Source organism: Ramlibacter algicola, assembly GCF_016641735.1.
Lineage (GTDB): Bacteria > Pseudomonadota > Gammaproteobacteria > Burkholderiales > Burkholderiaceae_C > Ramlibacter > Ramlibacter algicola.
The window spans coordinates 1,385,514-1,407,856 of the sequence record NZ_JAEDAO010000001.1; the positions used below are offsets into that span (position 1 = coordinate 1,385,514).

Here is a 22,343-nt window from a genome sequence, read left to right on the forward strand (position 1 = left end):
CTCACGCTGCGGGCTGCGCCGCCGCGTGCCCGAGCTCGTCGAGGATCGGGCAGTCGGGGCGTTCGTCGCCGTGGCAGCAGTGCACCAGGTGCTGCAGCGTGCGGCGCATCGCCTCCATCTCGGCCATCTTGCGCGTCAGGTCCTCGACGTGCTTGCTCGCGATGCGGCGCACGTCGGCGCTGGTGCGCCGCTTGTTCTGCCACAGCTTGAGCAGCTGGCCGATCTCCTCCATCGAGAAGCCGAGGTCGCGCGCGCGGCGGATGAAGCGCAGCGTGTGCACCTCGTTGTCGCCGTACTGCCGGTAGCCCGCTTCCGTGCGATGCACCGCCGGCAGCAGGCCGAGCGATTCGTAGTGCCGCACCATCTTCGCGGACACGCCCGAGCGGCGCGCCGCTTCGCCGATGTTGAACAAGGTGTCGTTCATGGCTGCTTCCTCGAGGGGCTCGCCGCGGCGCCCTTCCAGCGGCGCAGCAGCAGCGCGTTGGTGACGACGCTGACGCTGCTGAAGGCCATCGCCGCGCCCGCCAGCACGGGGCTCAGCCAGCCCAGCGCGGCGAGCGGGATACCGACCACGTTGTACGCGAAGGCCCAGAACAGGTTCTGGCGGATCTTGGCGTAGGTGCGCCGCGAAATGTCGAGCGCATCGGCGACCAGCGCGGGCTCGCCGCGCATCAGCGTGATGCCGGCGGCATGCATGGCGACGTCGGTGCCGGTGGCCATCGCCAGGCCGACGTCCGCGGCGGCCAAAGCCGGTGCGTCGTTGATGCCGTCGCCCACCATCGCGACCACGTGCCCGCCTTCTCGCAGCTTCTGCAGCAAGCCCGCCTTGTCCTGCGGCAGCACCTCGGCGTGCACTTCGTCGATGCCGAGCTCGCGGCCGACGGCACCGGCGGCGCCGGCGTTGTCGCCGGACACTAGCACGGTGCGCACGCTTTGCGCGCGCAATGCCTGCACGCCGGCGGCGGCGCCGGGCTTGAGCGTGTCACCGAAGGCCAGCATGCCGAGCAGGCGGGGGCCGTCCGTCAGGTCGGCGATCCACGAGAGCGTCTGTCCCGAGGCCTGCGCCTCCTGCGCGGCCGCCTGCATCGCGCCGAGGTCGACGCCGAGTTCCGTCATCCAGCGCGAACTGCCCAGGCGCAGGTCGCGGCCATCGACGACGCCCTGGATGCCGCGGCCGGCGACCGCCTGCACGCGCTGCGCGGCGGGGACGCTGGTTCCGGCTTCGCGTGCCGCGGCGAGCACCGCACGTGCCAGCGGATGTTCGCTGCCGGCCTGCAGCGCCGCGGCGGCTGCGAGCACGTCGCTGGCGCCGGGCGCCTGCAAGGAGGTGACCAGGCGCGGCTGCCCCTGCGTGAGCGTGCCGGTCTTGTCGAAGGCAACGACGTCGACGCGGTGCGCGACCTCGAGCGCTTCGGCGTCCTTCACCAGGATGCCGCGGCGCGCGGCGACGCCCGTGCCCGCCATGATGGCCGCCGGCGTCGCGAGGCCGAGCGCACACGGGCAGGCGATCACGAGCACCGCGACCGCATTGAGGATGGCCTGTTCCCAGTCGCCCGTCGCGAGGCCCCACGCCAGCAACGTGATCGCCGCGATGCCGATCACCGCGGGCACGAACACGGCACTGACGCGGTCGACCAGCCGCTGGATCGGTGCCTTGTGCGCTTGCGCGGATTCGACGAGGCGGACGATGCGGGCCAGCGTGCTTTCCGCGCCGAGCGCCGTGGCCTGCACGAGCAGCAGGCCTTCGGCATTGACCGACCCGCCGGTGACCTTGTCGCCGGCGTGCTTGGCCACCGGCAGGCTCTCGCCGGTGATCATGGATTCGTCGATGTGGCTGCTGCCCTCGAGCACGACGCCGTCCGCCGGCAGCCGCTCGCCGGGGCGCACGACGAGGCGGTCGCCCGGCACCAGCTGCGCGACGGGCAGCTCGCGTTCGACGCCGTCGCGCTGCACGCGCGCGCCGTCGGGCCGCAGCGCATTGAGCGCGCGGATCGCCTGCGTGGTCTGCCGCTTGGCGCGGCCTTCCAGCCACTTGCCCAGCAGCACCAGCGTGATCACGACCGCCGACGCTTCGAAATAGAGGTGCGCGTGGCCGCCGTGGCGCCACATCGACCACACGCTGAGGCCGTAGCCGGCGCTGGTGCCGATGGCCACCAGCAGGTCCATGTTGCCACTGCGGTCGCGCAGGGCCGCCCAGCCCGCGCGGTAGAAGCGCGCGCCGAGCCAGAACTGCACCGGCGTGGCCAGGGCGAGTTGCACCCACGGCGGCAGCATCCAGGACGAACCCACCGCCATCGCACCCATCTGCGCCAGCAGCGGCAACGACAGCAGCGCGGCGACGAGCACCGGCCAGGCACCATGCAACGCGTCGTCGCCCCGGCTGGGCCCGTCCTCGCGAACGACGTACGCCTGGTAGCCCGCCTTCGCGACCGCGGCGGACAGGGCGCCGACGTCGCCGCCCGGTGCGGCGAAGCCGACCTCCGCCGTTTCGGTGGCGAGGTTCACTTCGGCGCTGGCCACGCCGGGCACCTTGCGCAGCGCGCGTTCGACGCGGTTGACGCAGGAGGCACAGGTCATGCCTTCGATCTGCAGGCGAACGGCGGCCGGGGCGGGAAGGGTGGTGGAAGTCATGCAGCGAGTCTGAACCTTGCCATGATGGTAGGGTCAAGCGGTCCTGCCGTCCTTGCCTTGCATCAAGCAGGGACACTGCCGCACCCCGTTGACCTTGCCCCCGTGGCAACCTCGACGATGAGCGACCCGATCAAGGAGAACCCCATGCATGAATTCAAGCTGCCCGCCATGAGCTGCGGGCATTGCATCGCCGCCGTCACCGAAGCCGCGCACGAAGTGGACCCGCAGGCGCGCGTCGAAGTGGACCTGGCCGCCAAGCAGGCGAAGGTGGAGTCGGCGCAGCCGCGCGAGAAGTTCGTGGCCGCGTTGAGCGAAGCCGGCTACACGCCGGCCTGATCAGGCCAGCAGGCCGCGGATCGCCATTGCCACGTCCGGCAGCACGTCGATCGCGTTGCTCGGGTCGCGCACCGTGTTGCACGTGACCACGCGGCCCGCGCCGCAGTCCAGAAGGTACTGGCGTGCGTCGGCATCGAACAGCGCGTGCACGCCGATGCAGGTCGGCGCCTGCCCGCTGGCGTCGCGCACGTGGCGCGCCGCTTCGCCCATCGTGTGGCCGCTGGAGATGATGTCGTCGAGCAGCACGGCCCGGCGGCCCTGCACGAGCTGCGGGTCGGGCAGGGTGATCTCGACGTCGCGATCGCCGCGGCGCGTCTTGGTGAGCACCTGCCAGGGGCAGCCGACGCGCCGCGCGACGTCCGCCACCCACTGTTCGCTCTCGGCGTCCGGCCCGACCAGCACGGCTTCCGGCACGTGCGCTTGCACCCAGTGCGCCACCGCCGGGGCGCTCGGCACCACGGCCGTGCGGATGCTGTAGACGGCGTCCAGCGAGTCGTAACGGTGCAGGTGCGGGTCGACCGTCACCAGCCAGTCGAACGCCTGCGACACGTAGCGGCCGAAGCTGCGCGAGGTGATCGCCTCGCCCGGCTTGAAGCGCGCGTCCTGCCGCATGTAGGGGAGGTAGGGCGTCGCGAGCCCGACCGAGCGCGCGCCCAGTTCGCGTGCCGTGTCCGCCACGAACCAGAGCGAGAGCGCCTGCGCGTCCGGATCGCGCAACGCGGCCGCGACGACCACGTCGCGGCCCGCGGGGTCGGCCAGCAGCCGCAGGTAGGACTCCCCGTCCGGGAAGCGCCGGAAGTCGATCGACCCGGTCTCCGCGCCGAGATGGCCGGCGAGGTCGGCCGCGATCGGCTCCGCGCCGGGCAGGGGCACGACGAGGACGCTCATGCGCGGTCGACGGCGGGGTGGGGCATGCGCCGAGTGTGGCGCAGGTCGGCGCGGCCGTGGGCCGCGCAAGCGCGACGGTGGATCAGCCCTTGGCGGGATGGCGCTGGAACACGGTCGCGCTGCCGTCGCGCGCCACGAGCAGCACGTCGAACGGGTCGCGGCGGTTGCCGTACGCCGGCCCATCCATGCCCGGCGAGCCGACCGGCATGCCCGGCACCGCGAGCCCCAGCGCCTTCGGCTTGTCGCGCAGCAGCCGCCGGATGTCGGCCGCCGGCACATGGCCCTCGACGAGGTAGCCGCCGACCAGGCCGACGTGGCAGGACGCGTACTGGCGCGGCAGGCCGAGCTTCTCGCGCATCGGGTGGTGGCCGCCGTCGTGCACCTTCAGCTGGAACCCTTCCTGCTCCAGGTGGCGCACCCAGTCGGCACAGCAGCCGCAGCCTTCGTCCTTCCAGACTTCGACGAATGCCGGCGCCTTCTGCGCGTGCGCCCAGGGCAACGCGGCGGTGGCGAGCAATGTGCCGAGGACGGCGCGGCGGACGGGGGAGTGGCGCATCGTGGTCATCGCCACATTGTCGGGCGGCCGGGAAGGCCGCGCTTGACGCAGGTCAGGGCGCGAGGCGCTCGCGCACCCACGCGCCGCCGTCGAGCCGGTAGCGCAGCCGGTCGTGCAGGCGGCTCTTGCGGCCCTGCCAGAACTGCCACTCGTCCGGCACGAGGCGATAGCCCCCCCAGTGCGGCGGGCGCGGCGGCTGCAGCAGGAATTGCGCGCTGTACTTCGCGGCGTTCGCGACCAGCACGCTGCGACCGGGGATCACTTCGCTCTGCGGGCTGGCCCAGGCGCCGATGCGTGAATCGAGCGGACGGCTCGCGAAGTACGCGTCGCTCTCCTCGGCGGTGGTCCGCTCGACCCGGCCCTCGATGCGCACGACGCGCTCGAGTTCGACCCAGTGGAACTGCAGCGCCGCGTACGGGTTGCCCGCCAGTTCGCGACCCTTGCGGCTGTCGTAGTTCGTGTACCAGACGATGCCGCGCGCGTCGTAGCCCTTGAGCAGCACCACGCGGGTGCTGGGGCGCAGGTTGCTCGCCACCGTTGCGAGCGTCATGGCGTTGGGCTCGGGCACCGCGCCGGCGATCGCTTCCGTGAGCCACTGGTCGAACTGGCGCAGCGGGTCGGCGTGGCTGGCCTCTTCGCTCAACTCGGCTTTCTCGTAGCTCTTGCGCAGGTCCGCGATGTGCTTGGCGGTGTCGCTCATGCACGCGATTGTGGCACCCGCGTGGTGCGCACCCCCCCACGCGTCGGCGGGAGAAGGCGCAGCGCTACAGTTCGCGGACTCACGCTGCAGGAGGCCGCATGGCAACGCTGAACATCAACGGCAGAGACGTCGATGCCGACGTCGATCCGTCCACCCCCATCCTCTGGACCTTGCGCGACACGCTCGGCATGACGGGCACCAAGTTCGGTTGCGGCCAGGCGCTGTGCGGCGCCTGCACCGTGCACTTGAACGGCACGCCGGTGCGCTCGTGCGTCACGCCGGTGTCGGCGGCCGCGGGCCAGAAGATCGCCACCATCGAAGCGGTCGGCAACGACCGCATCGGCCAGGCCGTGCAGGCCGCCTGGGTGAAGCACGACGTCGCGCAGTGCGGCTACTGCCAGAGCGGGCAGGTGATGAGCGCGACGGCGCTGCTGAAGACGAAGCGCAAGCCGACCGACGCCGACATCGACGAGGCGATGGCAGGCAACGTGTGCCGCTGCGGCACCTACGCCCGCATTCGCGCCGCCATCCACGACGCGGCCCGCAGCCTGGCCTGAGGAGCGCACGATGCACTTCGATCCCGCCACCGCAGGCCGCCTGCCCAAGGTCCTGGCCCGCCACTTCGCGGGCGCCGCCCCCGCCACGCTGGAGCGCCGCGACTTCCTCAAGCTCTCGGCCGTGTCCGGCTTCGCGCTCGGGATGTTTCCCGTCGCTGCCTGTGCGCAGGACACGCTCAAGCCCTTCCAGCAGCCGGCCGCTTTCGTGCGTATCGATCGCGACGGCACCACGACCGTCACCGTCAACCGGCTCGAGTTCGGCCAGGGCGTGCAGACCGGCCTGGCCATGGTGCTGGCCGAGGAACTGGATGCCGACTGGTCGAAGGTGCGCGCCGTCGCGGGCAGCGCCGACGCGGCGTATGTCGACCCGACGGTCGGCATGCACCTGACCGGCGGATCGAATTCGATCCACAACTCCTACGTGCAGTACCGCGAACTCGGTGCGCGCACGCGCGCGATGCTCGTCACGGCGGCTGCCAGGCAGTGGAACGCCGATGTCGCGCAGCTGCGTACGCAAGCCGGTGCCGTGACCGGCCCGGGCGGACGGCGCGCCACGTACGGCGAGCTGGCCGAAGCGGCGATGCGCGAGACCGTGCCACAGATGGTCACGCTGAAGGACCCGAAGCAATTCCGCCTGATCGGCAAGCCGACGGGGCGCCTGGACGCGCGTGCGAAGTCCACGGGCCAGCAGGCGTTCGGCATCGACGTGCGCCTGCCCGACATGCTCACCGCGGTCGTCGCGCGGCCGCCGGTGTTCGGCGCGAAACTGAAGAGCGTCGACGACCAGGCCGCGCGCGCGGTTCGCGGCGTCAAGGCGGTCGTGCGCGTGCCGGTCGATCGCGGCGGCGAAGGCGTCGCGGTGATCGCCGACGGCTACTGGCCGGCCAGGCAGGCGCGCGAAGCGCTGAAGCTCGAGTGGGACACCACCGGCGTCGCCAAGGCGGACTCGGCGCAACTGCTCGCGCAGTACCGCGAACTCGCGAAGCAGCCGGGCAAGCTGAAGTACCAGGCCGACGTCGCGCGGCTCGCGTCCGCGCCGCGCAAGCTGAGCGCCGAGTTCAGCTTCCCCTACCTCGCGCACGCCCCGATGGAGCCGCTCAATTGCACGGTGGCCTTCGACGGCAAGACGGCGGAGCTCTGGGCCGGCACCCAGATGCCGGGCCTGGATGCCCAGGCCGCGGCGAAGACGCTGGGCGTCGCCCCGACGGCCGTCAAGGTGAACACGCAGATGGCCGGCGGCGGCTTCGGCCGGCGCGCCATCCCCACCAGCGACTACGTCGTCGAGGCCTGCCAGGTCGCGAAGGCGGCGCGCGCCGCGGGGCTGTCCGGCCCGGTGCGCACGCTGTGGAGCCGCGAGGACGACATCAAGGGCGGCTACTACCGCCCGCTGCACCTGCACCGCGCCGAGATCGGCTTCGACGACAAGGGCAACATCCTCGCGTGGGACCACGTGATCGTGGGCCAGTCGATCCTGAAGGGATCGCCGTTCGAGGACTTCATGGTGAAGGACGGCGTCGACGCGACGATGGTCGAGGGCATGAAGGAGCCGTACGACGTGCCGATGCGCCTGGCGGTCCACCATCCCGACGTGAACGTGCCGGTGCTGTGGTGGCGCAGCGTGGGCTCGACGCACACGGCCTACGTGATGGAGACGCTGGTCGACGAGGTCGCGCGCGCGACGCAGCAGGACCCGGTCGCCTACCGACTGAAGCTGATGGCAGGCAAGCACCCGCGCCACGAAGCGGCACTGAAGCTCGCTGTCGACAAGTCGGGCTACGGCAAGCGCCAGCTCGCGCCGGGTCGGCAATGGGGCGTGGCGGTGCACGAGTCGTTCGGGACCGTTGTGGCGTACGTCGTCGAGGCATCGCTGGACAAGGGCGTGCCGAAACTGCATGCCGCCACCGCGGGCGTGCATTGCAACCTGGCCGTCAACCCGCTGTCGGTGGACGCGCAGATCCAGGGCGCGGCGCTCATGGGGCTCGCCACCTGCCTGCCGGGGCACGCGATCACGCTGAAGGACGGTGTCGTCGAGCAATCGAACTTCGGCGACTACGCGGTGCCGCGCATGCCGGACATGCCGAAGATCGCCGTGCACATCGTGCCCAGCGCCGATCCGCCCACCGGCATCGGTGAACCGGGCCTGCCGCCGCTCGCGCCGGCGTTCGCCAATGCCATCGCGCGCGCCAGCGGCAAGCCGGCGCCGCGCGAGTTGCCGTTCCCGCGCGCCGCCTGATGCCGGTCGTGCTCGTGCTCGCCTCGGGGCGCGGAGAGCGCTTCGTCGCCTCGGGCGGCACGCTCAACAAGCTGCAGGCGCTGCTCGCGGGGCGGCCCGTGCTCGAGCACACGCTGGAGGCGGTGCGCGCCAGCGGGCTGCCGTTCCACGTCGAGGATGCGGGCCACCCCGGCATGGGCGATTCGATCGCCGCCGCGGTCCAAGCAACGCGCAATGCGGGCGGATGGCTCGTGTTGCCGGGCGACCTGCCGCTCGTGTTGCCCGAGACGCTGCGCGCCGTCGCGCAGGCGCTGTCGGATTCGACCGTCGTGGTCCCCACCTGGCGCGGCGAGCGGGGCCATCCGGTGGGTTTTGCTGTGACCTGTGGCGAGGAACTCGCCGCCTTGTCGGGTCCCCAAGGCGCTGCTGCCATCGTGCGTTCGCACACGCCCTTGCTGCTCGCCGTGGACGACCCGGGCATCGCGGTCGACGTCGACACCGTCGACGCGCTGCGCGAAGCCGAGCGGCTGCTCGCTTCGCGTCGCTAGCTGGCCGTTTCCGCGCGCAGCTGTTCGCGCAGCGCGGTCTTGAGCACCTTGCCGTAGTTGTTCTTCGGCAGCGCGTCGACGACGACGTAGCGCTTGGGTCGCTTGAAGCGGCCGATGTGTTGCAGGCAGACCTCGTCGAGCGCGCCCTTGTCGACCTGCATGCCCGGGCGGGGCACGACGAATGCGACCACCACTTCGCCCCATTCTGGATCGGGCGCCCCGACGACGGCGACTTCGGCGACGCCGGGCGCGAGCAGCAGCACCTCCTCGACTTCGCGCGGGTAGATGTTGGAACCGCCGCTGATCACCAGGTCCTTGCTGCGGTCGCGCAGCGTGAGGAAGCCGTCTTCGTCCAGGCTGCCCAGGTCGCCCGTGGACAGCCAGCCGCCGCGGATCGCGCGGGAGGTCGCTTCCGCATCGCGCCAGTAGCCCAGCATCACGGTGTCGCCGCGCACGAGCACTTCGCCGGTGTCGCCCAATGGCAGCGTGCGGCCGTCGGCGTCCGCCACGCGCACTTCGACCGGCGATTGCGCGTAGCCAACGGAGGCCAGGCGATGCGCATGGCGCGGGTGCGCGGTGTCGAGCAAGTGCGCGCGCGGCAGCACGGTGGCCGTCATCGGCGTCTCGCCCTGGCCGTAGATCTGCACGAAGCGCGGGCCCATGACGCGCAGCGCGCGGCGGATGTCCTGTTCGTACATCGGGGCGCCGCCGTACACGATGGTCTTGAAGGCCTCGCCGCCAAGACCTTGCGCTTCGGCGTGGTCGACCAGGCGCTTGACGATGGTCGGCGCGGCGAAGGTGGACAGCGGCCCGATCGCACGCCCGAGCGTGAACAGCTCGGCGGGATCGAAGCCGCCCGAGGCGGGCACCACGTGGCGCGCACCCGCCAGCATGTGCGGCAGCGCGTAGAGGCCGTTGCCGTGCGACATCGGCGCCGCGTACACGATGGCGTCGGTAGCGGTGACCGCATCGACGTCGACGAAGTAGCCGAGTGCCATCGCCAGCAGGTTGCGGTGCGACAGCATCACGCCCTTGGGCTTGCCGGTCGTGCCGCTCGTGTAGAACAACCACGCCAGGTCGTCGGGGCCGCGGTGCTCCATGTCCAGCGGTGCCGCGTCGAACAGGTGCGCGTATTCCTGCGTGTCGACGTCGACGACGCGAGGTGCGCCCGCGGAGCCCGCGCCGATATCGGAGGTGACGAAGGCCCACGAAGCCTGCGCGTGCGACGCAATCCAGTCCGCCTCGCGCACGTGCAGCTTGGCGTTCATCGGCACCACGGCCAGCCCGGCCCACCAGCAGCCGTAGAGCAACTCGAGATAGGCAGGGTGGTTGCGCAGGAACAGCGCGACGCGGTCCCCCGGCTCCAGGCCGGCGGCGCGCAGCGCGCCCGCCAGCCGCTGCACGCGGTCGGCCAGTTGTCCATAGGTCCACAGCAGGCGCTCGCCCTCGTACAGGGCCGGACGCCGTGGGTCGAGGCGCGCGATGCGCGCGAGCGATGCCGCGAGATTCACGCTTTCGTCACCACCGCGCAGGCCAGGCGCGGCCCGGCGTTGCCGGTCGGCTGCGTCTTGTAGTCGTCCGGGTCGCGGTGGACGATCAGCCCGCGGCCGACGACGTCGTTGGCGCCGCCGCCGACCGAGATCGCGCTGCTCTCGAAGCTGAACTTCGCGACGCCATTCGCGTCGGCCTGCAGCGACTGCAGGTCGCCGGCATGCGCCGGTCCCATGCCGTGCTGGCCGTGCGGCGCGCCGGCGGGATTGAAGTGGCCGCCGGCGCTCATGCCGTCGCCGCTGGAGCAGTCGCCTTTCTCGTGCACGTGGAAGCCATGCACCGCGTTCGGCTTGAGGCCGCGCACCTCGCCGCTCACGCGCACCTTGGCGCCGGCCTGCTGGAACCGCACCTGGCCGGCGGTGGCATTGCCGGTGGTGGGCGCGAGCGAGGCGGTGGCCGCCGGGCCGGACGGCGTGGTGGCGCAGGCCGCGAGCAGCGCGGCGCCGAGCAGGGCGATGGAGCAGGTCGTCTTCATGCGGGTCTCCCGAGGGTGAGAGTCCGCACTGTAGGCGCGCCGGCGCCCGCGTGCCAGCCCGTCAGTGGCCGCGCGCGATGCGCAGCAGGCGCTCGAGATGCCGGTCGTGGATGCCGTGGCGCCCCAGCTCCTCGAACGTGCGCTGCGCGTAGTCCAGCGTGGTGCCGTAGCGGCCGCACGCGTCGCTGAAGATCCGGCGGTACTCGTCGGGCGTGAGCACGCCGGTGTGGTTGGGGCTCTTGCGCGAGAGCGTGAAGGCGAGGGCGTTGATGGGGCCGTGCGGCGTGTGGCAGGTGAGCCAGCGCGGGTCGTACACGCCGGTCACCATCTCGCGTGCCCACAGGCGCACCAGCACTTCGGGCGCCGAAGCCTTCGGGATGCGGAACACCATGCCCTGGCAACTGCCACCCGTGAGCAGGCCCAGCACGAGGCCCGGGCAGTCGGGCGTGCCGCGGTTGACGCGGCTCCACATCTTGAGTGCGCGGTGCCAGCCGTTGACGCGCGCCGGGCGGCGCTCGGCATAGTCGAACTCGGGCTTCCAGATCAGCGAGCCGTAGCCGAAGACCCAGAGGTCCTCGTGCCCGCCCCAGTCGGCCAGCACCTTCTCCAGCATCGGCGCCGGGTCGCGCACCGGCGTCACCGCGATGTCCATGGCGAAACTGTAGCGTTGCACGGGCGGGCGCGTCACGGGTGGTCACCACGCGGCCAACGCGGCAGGACCTTGCAGGTAGGATGCCCCGATCCCATCGCTTCAGTGCAACAGCATGTCCCTGCATCCCGTGGTGGCCCGGGTCACCGACCGCATCCGCGAAAAAAGCGCGCCGTCGCGCGCCCGCTACCTGCAACTGGTCGAGCGCATGGCGGGCCGGGACCGCGGCAGCGACCGGCTGGGCTGCGCCAACGTGGCCCATGCGTTCGCGTCGATGCCGCAGGACGCGCGCTTCAAGGTCATCACCGAACGCGCGCCCAACCTCGGCATCGTCACCGCCTACAACGACATGCTGTCGGCGCACGCGCCGTACGCCGGCTTCCCGGACGTGCTCAAGGACGAGGCGCGCCGGCACGGCGCGACGGCGCAGGTTGCCGGCGGCGTGCCCGCGATGTGCGACGGCGTCACGCAAGGCACGCCGGCGATGGACCTGTCGCTCTTCTCGCGCGACGTCATCGCGATGGCGACGGCGGTGGCGCTGAGCCACGACGTGTTCGACGGCGCGCTGCTGCTGGGCATCTGCGACAAGATCGTGCCCGGCCTGCTGATCGGCGCGCTGCAGTTCGGCCACCTGCCGATGGTGTTCGTGCCCGGCGGCCCCATGCCCAGCGGCTTGTCCAACACCGAGAAGGCCAAGGTGCGCGAGCTCGCGGCGCAGGGCCAGGTCGGCCGCGCCGAGCTGATGGAGGCGGAGCAGAAGGCGTACCACACGGTCGGCACCTGCACCTTCTACGGCACGGCCAACAGCAACCAGATGCTGATGGAGGCGATGGGCCTGCACGTGCCGGGCGCCGCATTCATCCAGCCGCAGGACGGCCTGCGCGAGGCGCTCACGCGCGAGGCGGTGCGCACGCTGCTGGGCAACGTCAAGACGCGCCGCTTCACGCCGATCGGCCGGCAGGTGGACGAGCGCTGCATCGTCAACGCGATGGCGGCTCTGCTCGCCACAGGCGGGTCCACCAACCACTTGATCCACTGGGTCGCGGTCGCGCGCGCCGCCGGCATCGCCATCGACTGGGACGACTTCGCCGAGCTGTCCTCGGTCGTGCCGCTGGTCGCGCGCGTGTACCCGAACGGGCAGGCGGACGTGAACGCGTTCCAGGCCGCGGGCGGGCCTGGTTACGTGATCCGCGAACTGCTCGGCGCCGGGCTGATGCACGACGACGTGCTCACGGTGCGTGAAGGCGGGTTGCGCGAGTACACGCGCGTGCCGGTGAACGACAACGGCTTGCAGTGGCGCGACACGGGCGCGTCGCGCGACGAATCAGTGCTTCGACCTGCGGCGCAGCCTTTCAGCGTCACGGGCGGCCTCAAGCTGCTGACCGGGCAACTGGGGCGCAGCGTGATCAAGATCTCCGCGGTGCCGCAGGACCGGCACCTGGTCGAGGCGCCGGCACGCATCTTCGACACGCAGGATGCGCTGCTGCGCGCCTTCCAGGCCGGTGAGCTGGAGGAGGCCTGCCGCTCCAACGGCAGCAACGGCCTGGTGTGCGTCGTGCGCTTCCAGGGGCCGCAGGCCAACGGCATGCCGGAACTGCACAAGCTGACGCCGTCGCTGTCGGTGCTGCAGAACAAGGGCTACCGCGTCGCGCTGGTCACCGACGGCCGCATGAGCGGCGCGTCGGGCAAGGTGCCGGCGGCGATCCACGTCTCGCCGGAAGCGGCCGCCGGCGGTCCGCTCGGCCTGCTGCGCGACGGCGACGTCGTGCGGCTCGACGCGGAAGCGGGGCGGCTCGAGGTGCTCGTGCCGCACGAGGACTGGATCCGTCGCGAGCATGCCCGCCTGCCGGCGTCGCAGGCGGAGGACAACGGCATGGGGCTGGGCCGCGAGCTGTTCGCGGCGTTCCGCCGCAATGCCGCCGAAGCGGAGCAGGGGGCTTGCACATGGCTGTGAACCGGGGCGCGGCGCTGTCCGCGCTGGACGTGATGCGCGATGCACCGGTGATCCCGGTCATCGTCCTCGACGACGTGGCGCATGCAGTGCCGCTGGCACGCGCGCTCGTCGCCGGCGGCATCCGCATGCTGGAGGTGACGTTGCGCACGCCGGAGGCGCTGGATTGCATCCGCGCGATCGCGAGCGACGTGCCCGATGCCGTGCCCGGCGCGGGCACCGTGCGCAATGCCGCCGACGCGCACGCCGCCATCAAGGCGGGAGCGCGTTTCGCCGTCAGCCCGGGCTACACGCGATCGGTGGGCGAGACCTGCCGCGAAGCGGGGTTGCCGTTGCTGCCCGGCGTGGCGACCGGCAGCGAGGTGATGGCCGCGCTCGACGGCGGCTACAAGGAGCTGAAGTTCTTCCCGGCCGTGCAGGCCGGCGGCCTGGCGATGCTCAAGGCCTTCGCGGGTCCGTTCCACGACGTGCGCTTCTGCCCTACCGGCGGCATCCATGCGGGGAATGCGCCCGAGTTCCTCGCGCTGCCGAACGTGGCGTGCGTCGGCGGGTCGTGGATCGCGCCCCCGGAGCTGGTGCGCGCGGGGCGCTGGGACGAGATCACGCGGCTTGCCTCCGAAGCCGCGGCGCTGCGGCGCGGCTAGGAGCAGGCTCCTAACGCCGCGCGAACGGCGGCTGGTCGAAGTGCGCCACGCGCGTCGCGCGGCCGGCGATGCACACCTCGCGGAACTGGTACAGCACCGCGGCCGTCGGTGCCGCGATCCATCCCTGGCCGACCGGCATGCGCAGCACCGGATGCTCGCCGGCATCGGACGGCTCCAGCATCGGCGCGTCGGTGCGCATGAATTCGTCGACCGGGATGCGGTGGATGCTGGCGACTTCGCCGTCCTGCGGCACGAGGCCGCGCGCCTCCCCGGCCCACACCACCACCGGCGAGATCAGGAAGCCCGAGCGCGTCGCGTAGTCGTCCAGTTCACCGAGCACGTCGTCGCGCGTGAGTTGCAGGCCGACCTCCTCCTGCAATTCCCGCAACGCCGCTTCGACCGCGGTCTCGCCTTCGTCGACACGGCCGCCGGGCAACGCCCACTGGCCGGCGTGGCGCGCGAGACCCGCGCCGCGGCGGGTGAGCAGCAGGGCGGCGTCGGTGCTCCACGTCGCCGGTGCGCGCACACCGGCCAGCGCCGCGCCGGTGCCTTCCTCGCACAAGGCGACGGCCACCGCGGCATGGCGGTGCTCGCCATGCGCGATGCGTTGCAGGGGCCATGCGGCGAGCCGCTCGCGGATCGAGCCGCGCAATGCTTCGTCCAGCCGCATGCGTTCAGCGGCGCGCGGCGCGGCCCAGGTGGGTGCCGCTGTCCAGCAGCACGAGCTCGCCGGTCACGGTGCGGGCACCATCGGCGAGCCACACGATCGCTTCGGCCACGTCCTCGGGCGTGCACGAGTTCTGCAGCGGCACGTCCGCCTCGTAGGCCGTGCGGACCTTCGCTGCTGCTTCTTCGCCGACGCCACGGGCGAACCACCGCGACGTGATCAGACCCGGGCACACGGCATTGACGCGGATGTCCGGTGCGAGCTGGCGGGCCAGGTGCAGCGTCATCGCGTTGAGCGCGCCCTTGGATGCGATGTAGGGCACCGACGACCCGATGCCCAGCGCGCCCGCCACCGATGAGACGTTCACGATCGAGCCGCGGCTCACCTTGAGATGCGGCGCGGCGGCGCGCACCATCTGGAAGGCGCCCCAGGTGTTCACGCCGAGGATGCGCTGGAAGGTCTCGGCATCGAGCGCGTCCCAGCGTGCCTGGTCGCCGAACACGGACGTGCCGGCGTTGTTCACGAGGCCGTCGAGGCGTCCCCAGCGGCCGATGGCGGCGTCGACGAGGGCGCGGCAGTCGGCGTCGGCGGCAACGTCGCCGCGCACCACGAGTGCGTCGGCGCCGGCTTCGCGGCAGGCCGCCGCGGTGGCTTGTGCTTCATCCTCGCTGCGCGAGTAGTTGACGAGCACGTCCCAGCCGCGGCGTGCGAGTCCGAGCGCGGTCGCCGCGCCGACGCCGGTGGCCGAACCGGTGATCAGGGCCGTCTTGCGTGCATGCATGCCCCGAGTCTAGGTGCGCCGGGACACATGGCCTTCGCGATGCACGGCGCGATGTGCGGACAACGTGCCGGCGCCTTGCACGGCAGAGTTCGATCATTACAATGTTATTACCCTCCCGCACACGCCATGCCGAACCCTCCAGCACGCTTCACGTTCCTGCTCGACCCGCAGCTGAAGCAGTCGTTCGAGCGCCTCTGCGAATCCCAGGACATCACTCCGTCGCAGCTGATGCGCCAGCTCATCAAGGGCCACCTGGCCGCGCACGGCGTGCGTGCCGATCCGCCCGCGCCGAGGAAACGCCCGTCGCGGCGCACCTAGCCTCCTGCCTCCGGACGATCAGGTTCGCCCCCGATTTGATTAGCATCGCGGCGTGCCCCCGGTACCCCAGCTCAAGACCGCCCGCCTGACCGTGCTGCTCGACCCGTCGAGGAAGCAGGCGTTCGAGCAGGCCTGCCACGCCAACGACATGACGCCGTCGCAGGTGCTGCGGCACCTGATCCGCGACTACGTCACCAGCGGCGGCCGCTCGCTGTCGCCGTCCGTGCGGCCCATCACCGTGCAGCCCGCGCGCGAGGACGACGCGTCGGCCGCGCCGCAGCGGCGCGCCGCGCGGCGCACCGCCACCAGGAACTAGGCCGTCCGCGGCCTCGTCGATACTCGGGCGCATGCCCGAATCCCATGCTTCCACCGAGCTGCGCTTGCGACGCGGCGAGCCGCGCGACCTCGACGTGATCACCTCGTTCAACCGCGCGATGGCGCTGGAAACCGAAGGGCGTCGGCTGCAGGACGAGCGCTCGCTGGCCGGCGTGCGGCGGCTGCTCGCCGAACCCGCGCTCGGCTTCTACCTGGTGGCCGAGCGTGCCGGCGAAGTGGTCGGCTCCCTCATGGTGACCTACGAGTGGAGCGACTGGCGCGACGGCCTGTTCTGGTGGATCCAGAGCGTGTACGTGCGGCCCGAGGCGCGCCGGCAAGGCGTGTTCCGCGCGCTGTACGCGCACGTGTCGTCGCTCGCGCTCGCGGACCCCGGCGTGTGCGGGTTGCGCCTGTACGTGGAGCGGGAGAACGTGCGTGCGCAGGCGACCTACGAATCGCTGGGCATGCACCGCACGCACTACCACGTGTACGAGGCGGAGCGGCCCGGCGCGTCGTTCTTCGATTAGGGAGAGCTCTCCAGTGCGGTGCCGGTCCGCCGGCTGGAGCGCGTCGCGAGCGTTGCGCGCAACAGCCTGCGACGCCGCGCGGCGATCGGCGAAATTTCATGCATCGATCGCATCGACTGATGCCGCTGACCGCATTGCCTACGGGTTTCCACGGATCAGCATTCCCGACCCGCGGCTTGCCGCGCGCCCGGACCGGGGGGTCCGAAACTCTATACTCGCGGGTTGTCCTGCGCTGCACAACAGTGGCTGGATGGCAGCCCCGCCCCACCGGACGGAGCCACTCCCTACAGAGTTCACAAAGGAAAGATTTTGCGGTCCGTTTCCCTGCGCATCCTCGTAGCCGCCGCGACGCTGGCGCTCTCAACCCTCGGTGCCCCGATCGCGCAAGCGCAAGCGCAAACGGCACCCGCCGCTGCGGCCGCCTCCGGTGCCGCGCCGGAAGCCAGTGCCGCCCCGGCCGCCGCTTCCGCCGCCGTCGCCCCCGCGTCGGGCCAGCCCGCCGCCAAGAGCGCTGAAGCCCTCGACAACCCATACGGCATCGAAGCGCTCTGGAAGGGTTCCGACATCGTCGCCCGTTCGGTGCTGATCCTGCTGGCCATCATGTCCGCGGGCAGCTGGTACATCCTGGTGACCAAGCTCCTCGAGCAGACCCGCCTGAACCGCGCGGCCCGCACCGCCCAGACCAAGTTCTGGCAGCAGGGCACGCTGCGTGACGGCGTCAACTCGCTGGAGAAGAACAGCGCCTACCGCTTCATCGCCGATTCGGGCGTCAGCGCCACCGAGGACCACGCGGGCCTGAAGAAGCACATCCCGATGGAAGACTGGATCTCCATGAACGTGCAGGGCGCCGTCGACCGCGTCCAGGCCAGCACCCAGAAGGGCCTGGCGTTCCTGGCGACCGTCGGCTCGACGTCCCCTTTCGTGGGCCTGTTCGGCACGGTGTGGGGCATCTATCACGCGCTGACCGCCATCGGCATCTCCGGCCAGGCGTCCATCGACAAGGTGGCCGGCCCCGTGGGCGAAGCGCTGATCATGACGGCCATCGGCCTGGCCGTGGCGATCCCGGCGGTGCTGGCCTACAACTGGCTTGCTCGCCGCAACAAGGCCATCATGGATGAAGTGCGCGAATTCAGCGGCGAACTGAACGCCGTGATCGTCGGTTCGGCGGGTCGCGCCTGATCGCCGGCCTGTAAGGGAGCATTCCCATGGCCATGGCAGTTGGGTCGTCGGACGACGACGACGACGTCATTTCCGCCATCAACACCACGCCCCTCGTGGACGTGATGCTGGTGCTGCTGATCATCTTCCTGATCACCATTCCCGTGGTCACCACGTCCATCCCCGTGCAGCTCCCCAAGGAGCGCGTGGAGGTGCGCGAGACCAAGCCCGAGAACATCGTGATCTCGGTGGACAACGCGGGCAACATCTTCTGGTACGACAGCAGGGTTCCCGACGTCGAGAACCTCGTCGGGCGCCTGAAGAAGGTCGCGACCATGAAGCCTCAGCCCGAGGTGCACATCCGCGGCGACAAGGACGGCAAGTACACCGGTGTCGGCAAGATCCTCTACGCCTGCCAGCGCGCCGGCGTGACGAAGGTCGCCTTCATCACCGAACCGCCCCCGCTGGGCGGCTGAGGGAGAAGCCGCACATGCTAGGCAAGAAGAAACCGGTCCGGAGCCTGCGCGCCACGCACGCCGACCCGGAACCGATGATGGACATCAACACCACGCCGCTGATCGACGTGATGCTGGTGCTCCTGGTGATGCTGATCATCACGATCCCGATCCAGCTGCACGCCGTGAACCTGGAGCTGCCCGTCGGCCAGCCCCCGAAGAGCGACATCAAGCCGGAGAAGATCCAGATCGACATCGACGAGCGCAGCACGGTCTACTGGCAGGGCCTGCCGGTCACCGCGGCGGAACTGGACCAGAAGATGTCCGAGCTGTCGGCCCAGGGCCTGCAGCCCGAGATCCACCTGCGCCCGAACAAGGACTGCCAGTACTCGGTGTTCGCCAACGTGCTGTCCACGACCAAGCGCAAGGGCCTCAACAAGGTCGCCGTGATCGGAAGCGAGCAGTTCGTCCAATGACCACCGCCACCGTCCACGACAAGCGCCGCTACGGCGCGTCCACGCCCGGCCGCCGAGCGGTCGGCACCGGCATCGTCATCCTGCTGCACATCCTGATCGCCTGGGCCCTCATCACGGGCACGGCGCGCAAGGGGCTGGAGATCATCAAGAAGCCGCTCGAAGCGGCCGTGATCCAGGAAGTGATCATCCCGCCTCCGCCGCCGCCCCCGCCGCCGCCCAAGAAGATCGAGACGCCCAAGCAGATCGAGCAGCCCAAGGCACCGCCGCCGCCGTTCGTGCCGCCGCCGGAGGTGACTCCGCCGACGACCACCGCGCCCGTGATCGAGTCGGTGCAGGCGCCCCCGCCGGCCCCGCCGGTGATCGCGCCGCCCCCGCCGCCGGCGGCCCCGCCCGGGCCGGCGAAGGCCGAGATCGGCGTGGTCTGCCCGACGCAGGTCAAGCCCGAGATCCCGCGCCAGGCGCTGCGCGAGGGCATCGAAGGTGAAGTGACCGCGCAGGCCATCATCCGCGGCGGCAAGGTGGTCGAAGTGCAGGTGCTGTCCGGCCCCCGCGCGTACCACAACTCGGTGCGCTCGGCGATGATGCAGTACCAGTGCCAATCGACCGGCGCGGGCGACATCATTGCAACGCAAGTGTTCAACTTCAAGATCAACTGACGGCTCGCGCCGCGTCATCGCAAGAGCGGCTTCCCATTGGGGAAGCCGCTTTTTTTTGCGCGTGCGCCGGAGGTTCGGATCGTTGATGTATTTCGACAACAGACAAGCGCGTTGGCGCCTTTCCCCAAGTGACCCACGGACACGGCTGTGTCACAGTCTTGGCCGGGAGGCGGAGTGCTCGGCACAACTGCACGTCGCCCACCATTCGAGCGGCCTGCCGTCGCCATCGGGGCGGCCGGGTCAAACAGTCAACGGTCTGGAGTCAACATGAAAAGCGGCACCACGGTGTTCCAAAGGACCCAGGTCGCACGCGCCGTTATCACGGCGCTCTGCGGCACTGCGTCCCTGTTCATCGCGCAGGAAACCCTTGCGCAACAATCCCTGCAACGCGTCGAGGTCACGGGCTCGAACATCAAGCGCACGGACACCGAGACGGCTTCCCCCGTCCAGGTGCTGACGCGCGAGGACATCGAGAAGACCGGTCGCCAGTCGATCCAGGAAGTGCTGCGCGGCATCACCGCCGACGGCCTCGGTTCGATCCCCACCTCCTTCTCCAACGGCTTCGCCTCCGGCTCCGCCGCGGTGTCGCTGCGTGGCCTGGGCGTGAACTCCACCCTGGTGCTGGTCAACGGCCGTCGCATGACGACCTACGGCCTGGCCGATGACGGCCAGCGCAACTTCGTCGACCTGAACTCGCTGCCCCTCGAGGCGGTGGACCGCATCGAAGTGCTGAAGGACGGCGCCTCCGCCATCTACGGCGCGGACGCGGTCGGTGGCGTGGTCAACGTCATCCTGCGCAAGAACTACGTGGGCAAGGCGATCGGCGCCTCCTACGGCCAGTCCAGCCGCGGCGACGGCAAGACCGTCCGCGCGTTCGGCTCGATCGGTATCGGCGACCTGTCCAAGGACCGCTACAACGTCTTCATGTCGCTGGAAGCGTCCAAGCAGCAGGAGATCTGGTCCAAGGACCGCGGTTTCATCGGCGAATCCGACCTGCGCAGCCACAACTTCTGGGACACCTCCAACGGCGCTTCCCGCGGCTACCTGGGCGTGACCTCGGCCACGGCCAACTCGCCCTACGGCACGGCCGTCGTCGGTGGCGTTCGCCAGAACATCATCAACTGCTCTCCGGTGGACCCGGTCACGGGCCGCTGCCACTTCAACCCGCTGGTGTACCAGCAGGTGCAGCCGCAGATCGACCGCCTGAACTTCTTCACCCGCGGCACGCTGGAAATCTCCCCGGCGATGACGGGCTACGCCGAGCTGGGCATCTTCAACACCACCACCAAGGCCAGCGGCACCGCCGGCTCCGTGGGCGGTGGCCGGGTGTTCTCGGGCAACCTGTTCAACCCCGCGTTCCTGCAGCCGAACCCGACGATGCCGGCGAACCACCCGGACAACCGTTTCGGCGTGCCGGTGGCGATCAACTACCTGTTCACCGACTACAACGGTCGCAACATCGAAGCCGAGAACACGGTCAGCCGCTTCATCACCGGCCTGCAAGGCTCGGCGCTGGGCTGGGACTACGACACCGCGATCGGCTACATCCGCAGCGAACTGCAGACGACCCGCACCGGTTTCCCGACCGTCAACGGCATCCAGGCTGGCCTGAACAACGGCACGTTCCGCATCCTCGGCCCCGGTGGCCGCAACACCGACGCCGTGCTGAACGCCGTCGCTCCGGCGGTGGGCATCAAGCCGACCAGCTCCGTGGCGCTGATCGACTTCAAGGCGACGCGTGAACTGGCCAACCTGGCTGGCGGCCCCCTGGCCGTCGCCGTCGGTGCCGAAGCACGCCGCGAGAACTCCAACACCCCCGACTACCCTGGCACCAACAACGGCCAGCTGATCGGCCTGGGCTTCTCGTCGTTCAAGGCCGGCCGCACCGTGTCGGCCATGTTCGCGGAAGTGAACGCGCCCGTGTCGAAGATGGTGGAACTGAACGGCGCCGTCCGTGGTGACCACTACTCCGACTTCGGCAACGCCTTCACGCCGAAGGTGGGCTTCAAGATCAAGCCGATCGACTCGGTGGCCTTCCGTGGCACGTACGCGGAAGCGTTCCGTGCGCCTGGCCCGGCCGAGACCGGTGGTTCGAGCTTCGGCTTCACCAACATCGCCATCCTGTCGGCGGGCAACCCGGCCATCAAGCCGGAAAAGGCCAAGAGCTACACCATGGGCTTCGTGCTCGAGCCGTTCGCCGGCTTCAGCTCGACGATCGACTACTGGCGCGTCGAGCGCAAGGACGAGATCCTGCAAGCCGACCCGGCGCTGATCGGTGGTGCCAACACGGGCACGCCGAACTCGCAAGTCGCGGGCAACCTGCCTGGCTCGCTGGTGATCTATGACGCGCTCGGCCAGAAGGTCGCGGTCGCGGCGCCGTTCACCAACGCCTCGCGCACCATGACGGACGGTGTCGACCTCGACGTCAAGTACCGCATGAACCTGGGCAGCTACGGCAAGCTGACGACGGGCCTGTCCTGGACCCACGTCAACCACTACCGTCGCACCAGCGATGGCGTGACCGTCGAGTACGCCGGCACCCACGGCCCGATTGTCCAGAGCTCCGGCTCGGGCACGCCGCGTGACCGCATCTCGCTGACCGCCAGCCTCGACCAGGGTCCGTTCTCGGGCACCGTCGCGGTGAACTACGTCGGCAAGATCAAGCTGGTCGACCACCGCGGTGAGGAAGCCGAAGACGAAGGCGACGGCACCGTCGTCGACGCCGGCAACGGCCTCGTGTGGAACTGGGACGGCGTCAGCAGCCGCCAGTGCGGCGCGTTCAACCTGACCGGCCAGCCGTACAACAACTGCAAGCTGCCGTCGTTCACCACCGTCGACATCTTCGGCAAGTGGACGGTCATGAAGGGCCTGGACCTGAACTTCGGTGTCCAGAACCTGTTCGACCGCAAGGCTCCGTTCGACGCGTACCTGCCGCTGTCCTACGGCGTGAACTGGAACCAGGGCTACCACCAAGCTGGTGCCGTGGGCCGCTACTTCACGCTGGGCGCTCGCTACTCGTTCTAAGCAACGGGTGAGTGACCCGCTGCGGCGGGTCACCCAGACGCCTCAAGGAATCCACCGCTTCGGCGGTGGATTTTTTTTTGGCGGCGGCCAACGTGCGAGGGACCTTGCCGAACCGCTGCCACCGACTTCGTCATCCCCGCGGAGACGGGGATCCATCGCTTCCTACTCCTGTGGCGCGCGACCACGAGACGCAGAGTTGTGGGAGACGCCAACCACTCCTCTGCGGTTGCTGCGACGTTCCGCGCTTCCTGCGTCCGGGTGAAGGCCT

The 22,343-nt window shown here is 70.4% G+C and carries 24 protein-coding genes; 14 read left to right on the forward strand and 10 right to left on the reverse strand.

Annotated features, from left to right (window positions below; translation table 11 throughout):
* Position 1 precedes the first annotated feature (1 nt).
* Positions 2 to 424: a Cu(I)-responsive transcriptional regulator gene (gene cueR, locus I8E28_RS06760; protein WP_200787229.1), complete on the reverse strand. Its 423-nt coding sequence runs from the start codon at positions 422 to 424 to the stop codon at positions 2 to 4.
* On the reverse strand, positions 421 to 2,631 hold the full coding sequence (locus I8E28_RS06765; protein WP_200787230.1) for a heavy metal translocating P-type ATPase: 2,211 nt from the start codon (positions 2,629 to 2,631) through the stop codon (positions 421 to 423). Before I8E28_RS06765 ends, cueR begins: the two co-directional genes overlap by 4 nt.
* A 144-nt stretch (positions 2,632 to 2,775) precedes the next feature.
* Between I8E28_RS06765 and I8E28_RS06770 the strand changes: the two genes are divergently transcribed.
* The gene (locus tag I8E28_RS06770; protein ID WP_200787231.1) at positions 2,776 to 2,967 is read left to right on the forward strand and encodes a heavy-metal-associated domain-containing protein; all 192 of its coding nucleotides are present in this window, start codon (positions 2,776 to 2,778) and stop codon (positions 2,965 to 2,967) included.
* Here I8E28_RS06770 and I8E28_RS06775 read toward each other — a convergent pair whose 3' ends face one another.
* From I8E28_RS06775 to pdxH, 3 genes are all read right to left on the reverse strand, one after another.
* Positions 2,968 to 3,855 (reverse strand): ribose-phosphate pyrophosphokinase, encoded by an 888-nt coding sequence (locus I8E28_RS06775; RefSeq protein WP_200787232.1) that lies wholly within the window; start codon positions 3,853 to 3,855, stop codon positions 2,968 to 2,970.
* An 82-nt stretch (positions 3,856 to 3,937) separates the two neighbouring features.
* The gene (locus I8E28_RS06780; protein ID WP_200790319.1) at positions 3,938 to 4,411 is read right to left on the reverse strand and encodes a DUF411 domain-containing protein; all 474 of its coding nucleotides are present in this window, start codon (positions 4,409 to 4,411) and stop codon (positions 3,938 to 3,940) included.
* Positions 4,412 to 4,463: 52 nt separating this feature from the next.
* Entirely contained in the window at positions 4,464 to 5,111 is a 648-nt protein-coding gene (pdxH, locus tag I8E28_RS06785) for a pyridoxamine 5'-phosphate oxidase (RefSeq protein WP_200787233.1), read from the reverse strand.
* A gap of 98 nt (positions 5,112 to 5,209) precedes the next feature.
* On the opposite strand from pdxH, the gene I8E28_RS06790 reads away from it, so the two are divergent.
* From I8E28_RS06790 to I8E28_RS06800, 3 genes are read left to right on the forward strand one after another with little or no spacing between them, the layout of a single operon-like run.
* On the forward strand, positions 5,210 to 5,668 hold the full coding sequence (locus I8E28_RS06790) for a (2Fe-2S)-binding protein (RefSeq protein ID WP_200787234.1): 459 nt from the start codon (positions 5,210 to 5,212) through the stop codon (positions 5,666 to 5,668).
* A gap of 10 nt (positions 5,669 to 5,678) precedes the next feature.
* On the forward strand, positions 5,679 to 7,901 hold the full coding sequence (locus tag I8E28_RS06795; RefSeq protein WP_200787235.1) for a xanthine dehydrogenase family protein molybdopterin-binding subunit: 2,223 nt from the start codon (positions 5,679 to 5,681) through the stop codon (positions 7,899 to 7,901).
* The gene (locus tag I8E28_RS06800) at positions 7,901 to 8,428 is read left to right on the forward strand and encodes a nucleotidyltransferase family protein (protein WP_200787236.1); all 528 of its coding nucleotides are present in this window, start codon (positions 7,901 to 7,903) and stop codon (positions 8,426 to 8,428) included. Before I8E28_RS06795 ends, I8E28_RS06800 begins: the two co-directional genes overlap by 1 nt.
* Here I8E28_RS06800 and I8E28_RS06805 read toward each other — a convergent pair.
* The 3 genes from I8E28_RS06805 to I8E28_RS06815 all read right to left on the reverse strand — a co-directional run bounded on the left by I8E28_RS06805 (position 8,425) and on the right by I8E28_RS06815 (position 11,106).
* Positions 8,425 to 9,939: an AMP-binding protein gene (locus tag I8E28_RS06805; protein ID WP_200787237.1), complete on the reverse strand. Its 1,515-nt coding sequence runs from the start codon at positions 9,937 to 9,939 to the stop codon at positions 8,425 to 8,427. The two genes, I8E28_RS06800 and I8E28_RS06805, sit on opposite strands and share 4 nt — an antisense overlap.
* Positions 9,936 to 10,454, reverse strand: a complete 519-nt coding sequence (locus I8E28_RS06810; RefSeq protein WP_200787238.1) for a superoxide dismutase family protein — start codon at positions 10,452 to 10,454, stop codon at positions 9,936 to 9,938. Before I8E28_RS06810 ends, I8E28_RS06805 begins: the two co-directional genes overlap by 4 nt.
* A gap of 61 nt (positions 10,455 to 10,515) precedes the next feature.
* Positions 10,516 to 11,106, reverse strand: a complete 591-nt coding sequence (locus I8E28_RS06815) for a gamma-glutamylcyclotransferase (protein ID WP_239027196.1) — start codon at positions 11,104 to 11,106, stop codon at positions 10,516 to 10,518.
* 112 nt (positions 11,107 to 11,218) lie between these two features.
* On the opposite strand from I8E28_RS06815, the gene edd reads away from it, so the two are divergent.
* A complete protein-coding gene (gene edd, locus I8E28_RS06820; RefSeq protein WP_200787239.1) occupies positions 11,219 to 13,057 on the forward strand; it encodes a phosphogluconate dehydratase in 1,839 nt (612 codons plus the stop codon).
* Positions 13,048 to 13,698, forward strand: a complete 651-nt coding sequence (gene eda / locus I8E28_RS06825) for a bifunctional 4-hydroxy-2-oxoglutarate aldolase/2-dehydro-3-deoxy-phosphogluconate aldolase (protein ID WP_200787240.1) — start codon at positions 13,048 to 13,050, stop codon at positions 13,696 to 13,698. The genes edd and eda overlap by 10 nt, the downstream gene beginning before the upstream one ends.
* A gap of 10 nt (positions 13,699 to 13,708) precedes the next feature.
* On the opposite strand, the gene I8E28_RS06830 is transcribed toward eda, so the two are convergent.
* Together I8E28_RS06830 and I8E28_RS06835 are read right to left on the reverse strand one after the other, a co-directional pair.
* Positions 13,709 to 14,368 carry an NUDIX hydrolase gene (locus I8E28_RS06830; protein ID WP_200787241.1) on the reverse strand — a complete coding sequence of 220 codons (660 nt, stop codon included), beginning with the start codon at positions 14,366 to 14,368 and terminating at the stop codon, positions 13,709 to 13,711.
* Between the two features lie 4 nt (positions 14,369 to 14,372).
* Positions 14,373 to 15,146, reverse strand: a complete 774-nt coding sequence (locus I8E28_RS06835; protein WP_200787242.1) for an SDR family NAD(P)-dependent oxidoreductase — start codon at positions 15,144 to 15,146, stop codon at positions 14,373 to 14,375.
* A gap of 126 nt (positions 15,147 to 15,272) precedes the next feature.
* Between I8E28_RS06835 and I8E28_RS06840 the strand changes: the two genes are divergently transcribed.
* From I8E28_RS06840 to I8E28_RS06875, 8 genes are all read left to right on the forward strand, one after another.
* Positions 15,273 to 15,464: a CopG family transcriptional regulator gene (locus tag I8E28_RS06840; RefSeq protein ID WP_200787243.1), complete on the forward strand. Its 192-nt coding sequence runs from the start codon at positions 15,273 to 15,275 to the stop codon at positions 15,462 to 15,464.
* A gap of 52 nt (positions 15,465 to 15,516) precedes the next feature.
* Entirely contained in the window at positions 15,517 to 15,780 is a 264-nt protein-coding gene (locus I8E28_RS06845) for a ribbon-helix-helix domain-containing protein (RefSeq protein WP_200787244.1), read from the forward strand.
* 31 nt (positions 15,781 to 15,811) lie between these two features.
* On the forward strand, positions 15,812 to 16,306 hold the full coding sequence (locus I8E28_RS06850; RefSeq protein ID WP_200787245.1) for a GNAT family N-acetyltransferase: 495 nt from the start codon (positions 15,812 to 15,814) through the stop codon (positions 16,304 to 16,306).
* A 309-nt stretch (positions 16,307 to 16,615) separates the two neighbouring features.
* Positions 16,616 to 17,485, forward strand: a complete 870-nt coding sequence (locus I8E28_RS06855; protein ID WP_200787246.1) for a MotA/TolQ/ExbB proton channel family protein — start codon at positions 16,616 to 16,618, stop codon at positions 17,483 to 17,485.
* A gap of 26 nt (positions 17,486 to 17,511) precedes the next feature.
* Positions 17,512 to 17,940 (forward strand): ExbD/TolR family protein, encoded by a 429-nt coding sequence (locus I8E28_RS06860; protein WP_200787247.1) that lies wholly within the window; start codon positions 17,512 to 17,514, stop codon positions 17,938 to 17,940.
* Between the two features lie 14 nt (positions 17,941 to 17,954).
* Complete coding sequence (locus I8E28_RS06865; protein ID WP_200787248.1) at positions 17,955 to 18,395, forward strand: ExbD/TolR family protein; 441 nt, start codon at positions 17,955 to 17,957, stop codon at positions 18,393 to 18,395.
* A complete protein-coding gene (locus tag I8E28_RS06870; protein ID WP_200787249.1) occupies positions 18,392 to 19,051 on the forward strand; it encodes an energy transducer TonB in 660 nt (219 codons plus the stop codon). The genes I8E28_RS06865 and I8E28_RS06870 overlap by 4 nt, the downstream gene beginning before the upstream one ends.
* Positions 19,052 to 19,318: 267 nt before the next feature.
* Complete coding sequence (locus I8E28_RS06875) at positions 19,319 to 22,075, forward strand: TonB-dependent receptor plug domain-containing protein (RefSeq protein WP_200787250.1); 2,757 nt, start codon at positions 19,319 to 19,321, stop codon at positions 22,073 to 22,075.
* Positions 22,076 to 22,343: the final 268 nt, after the last annotated feature.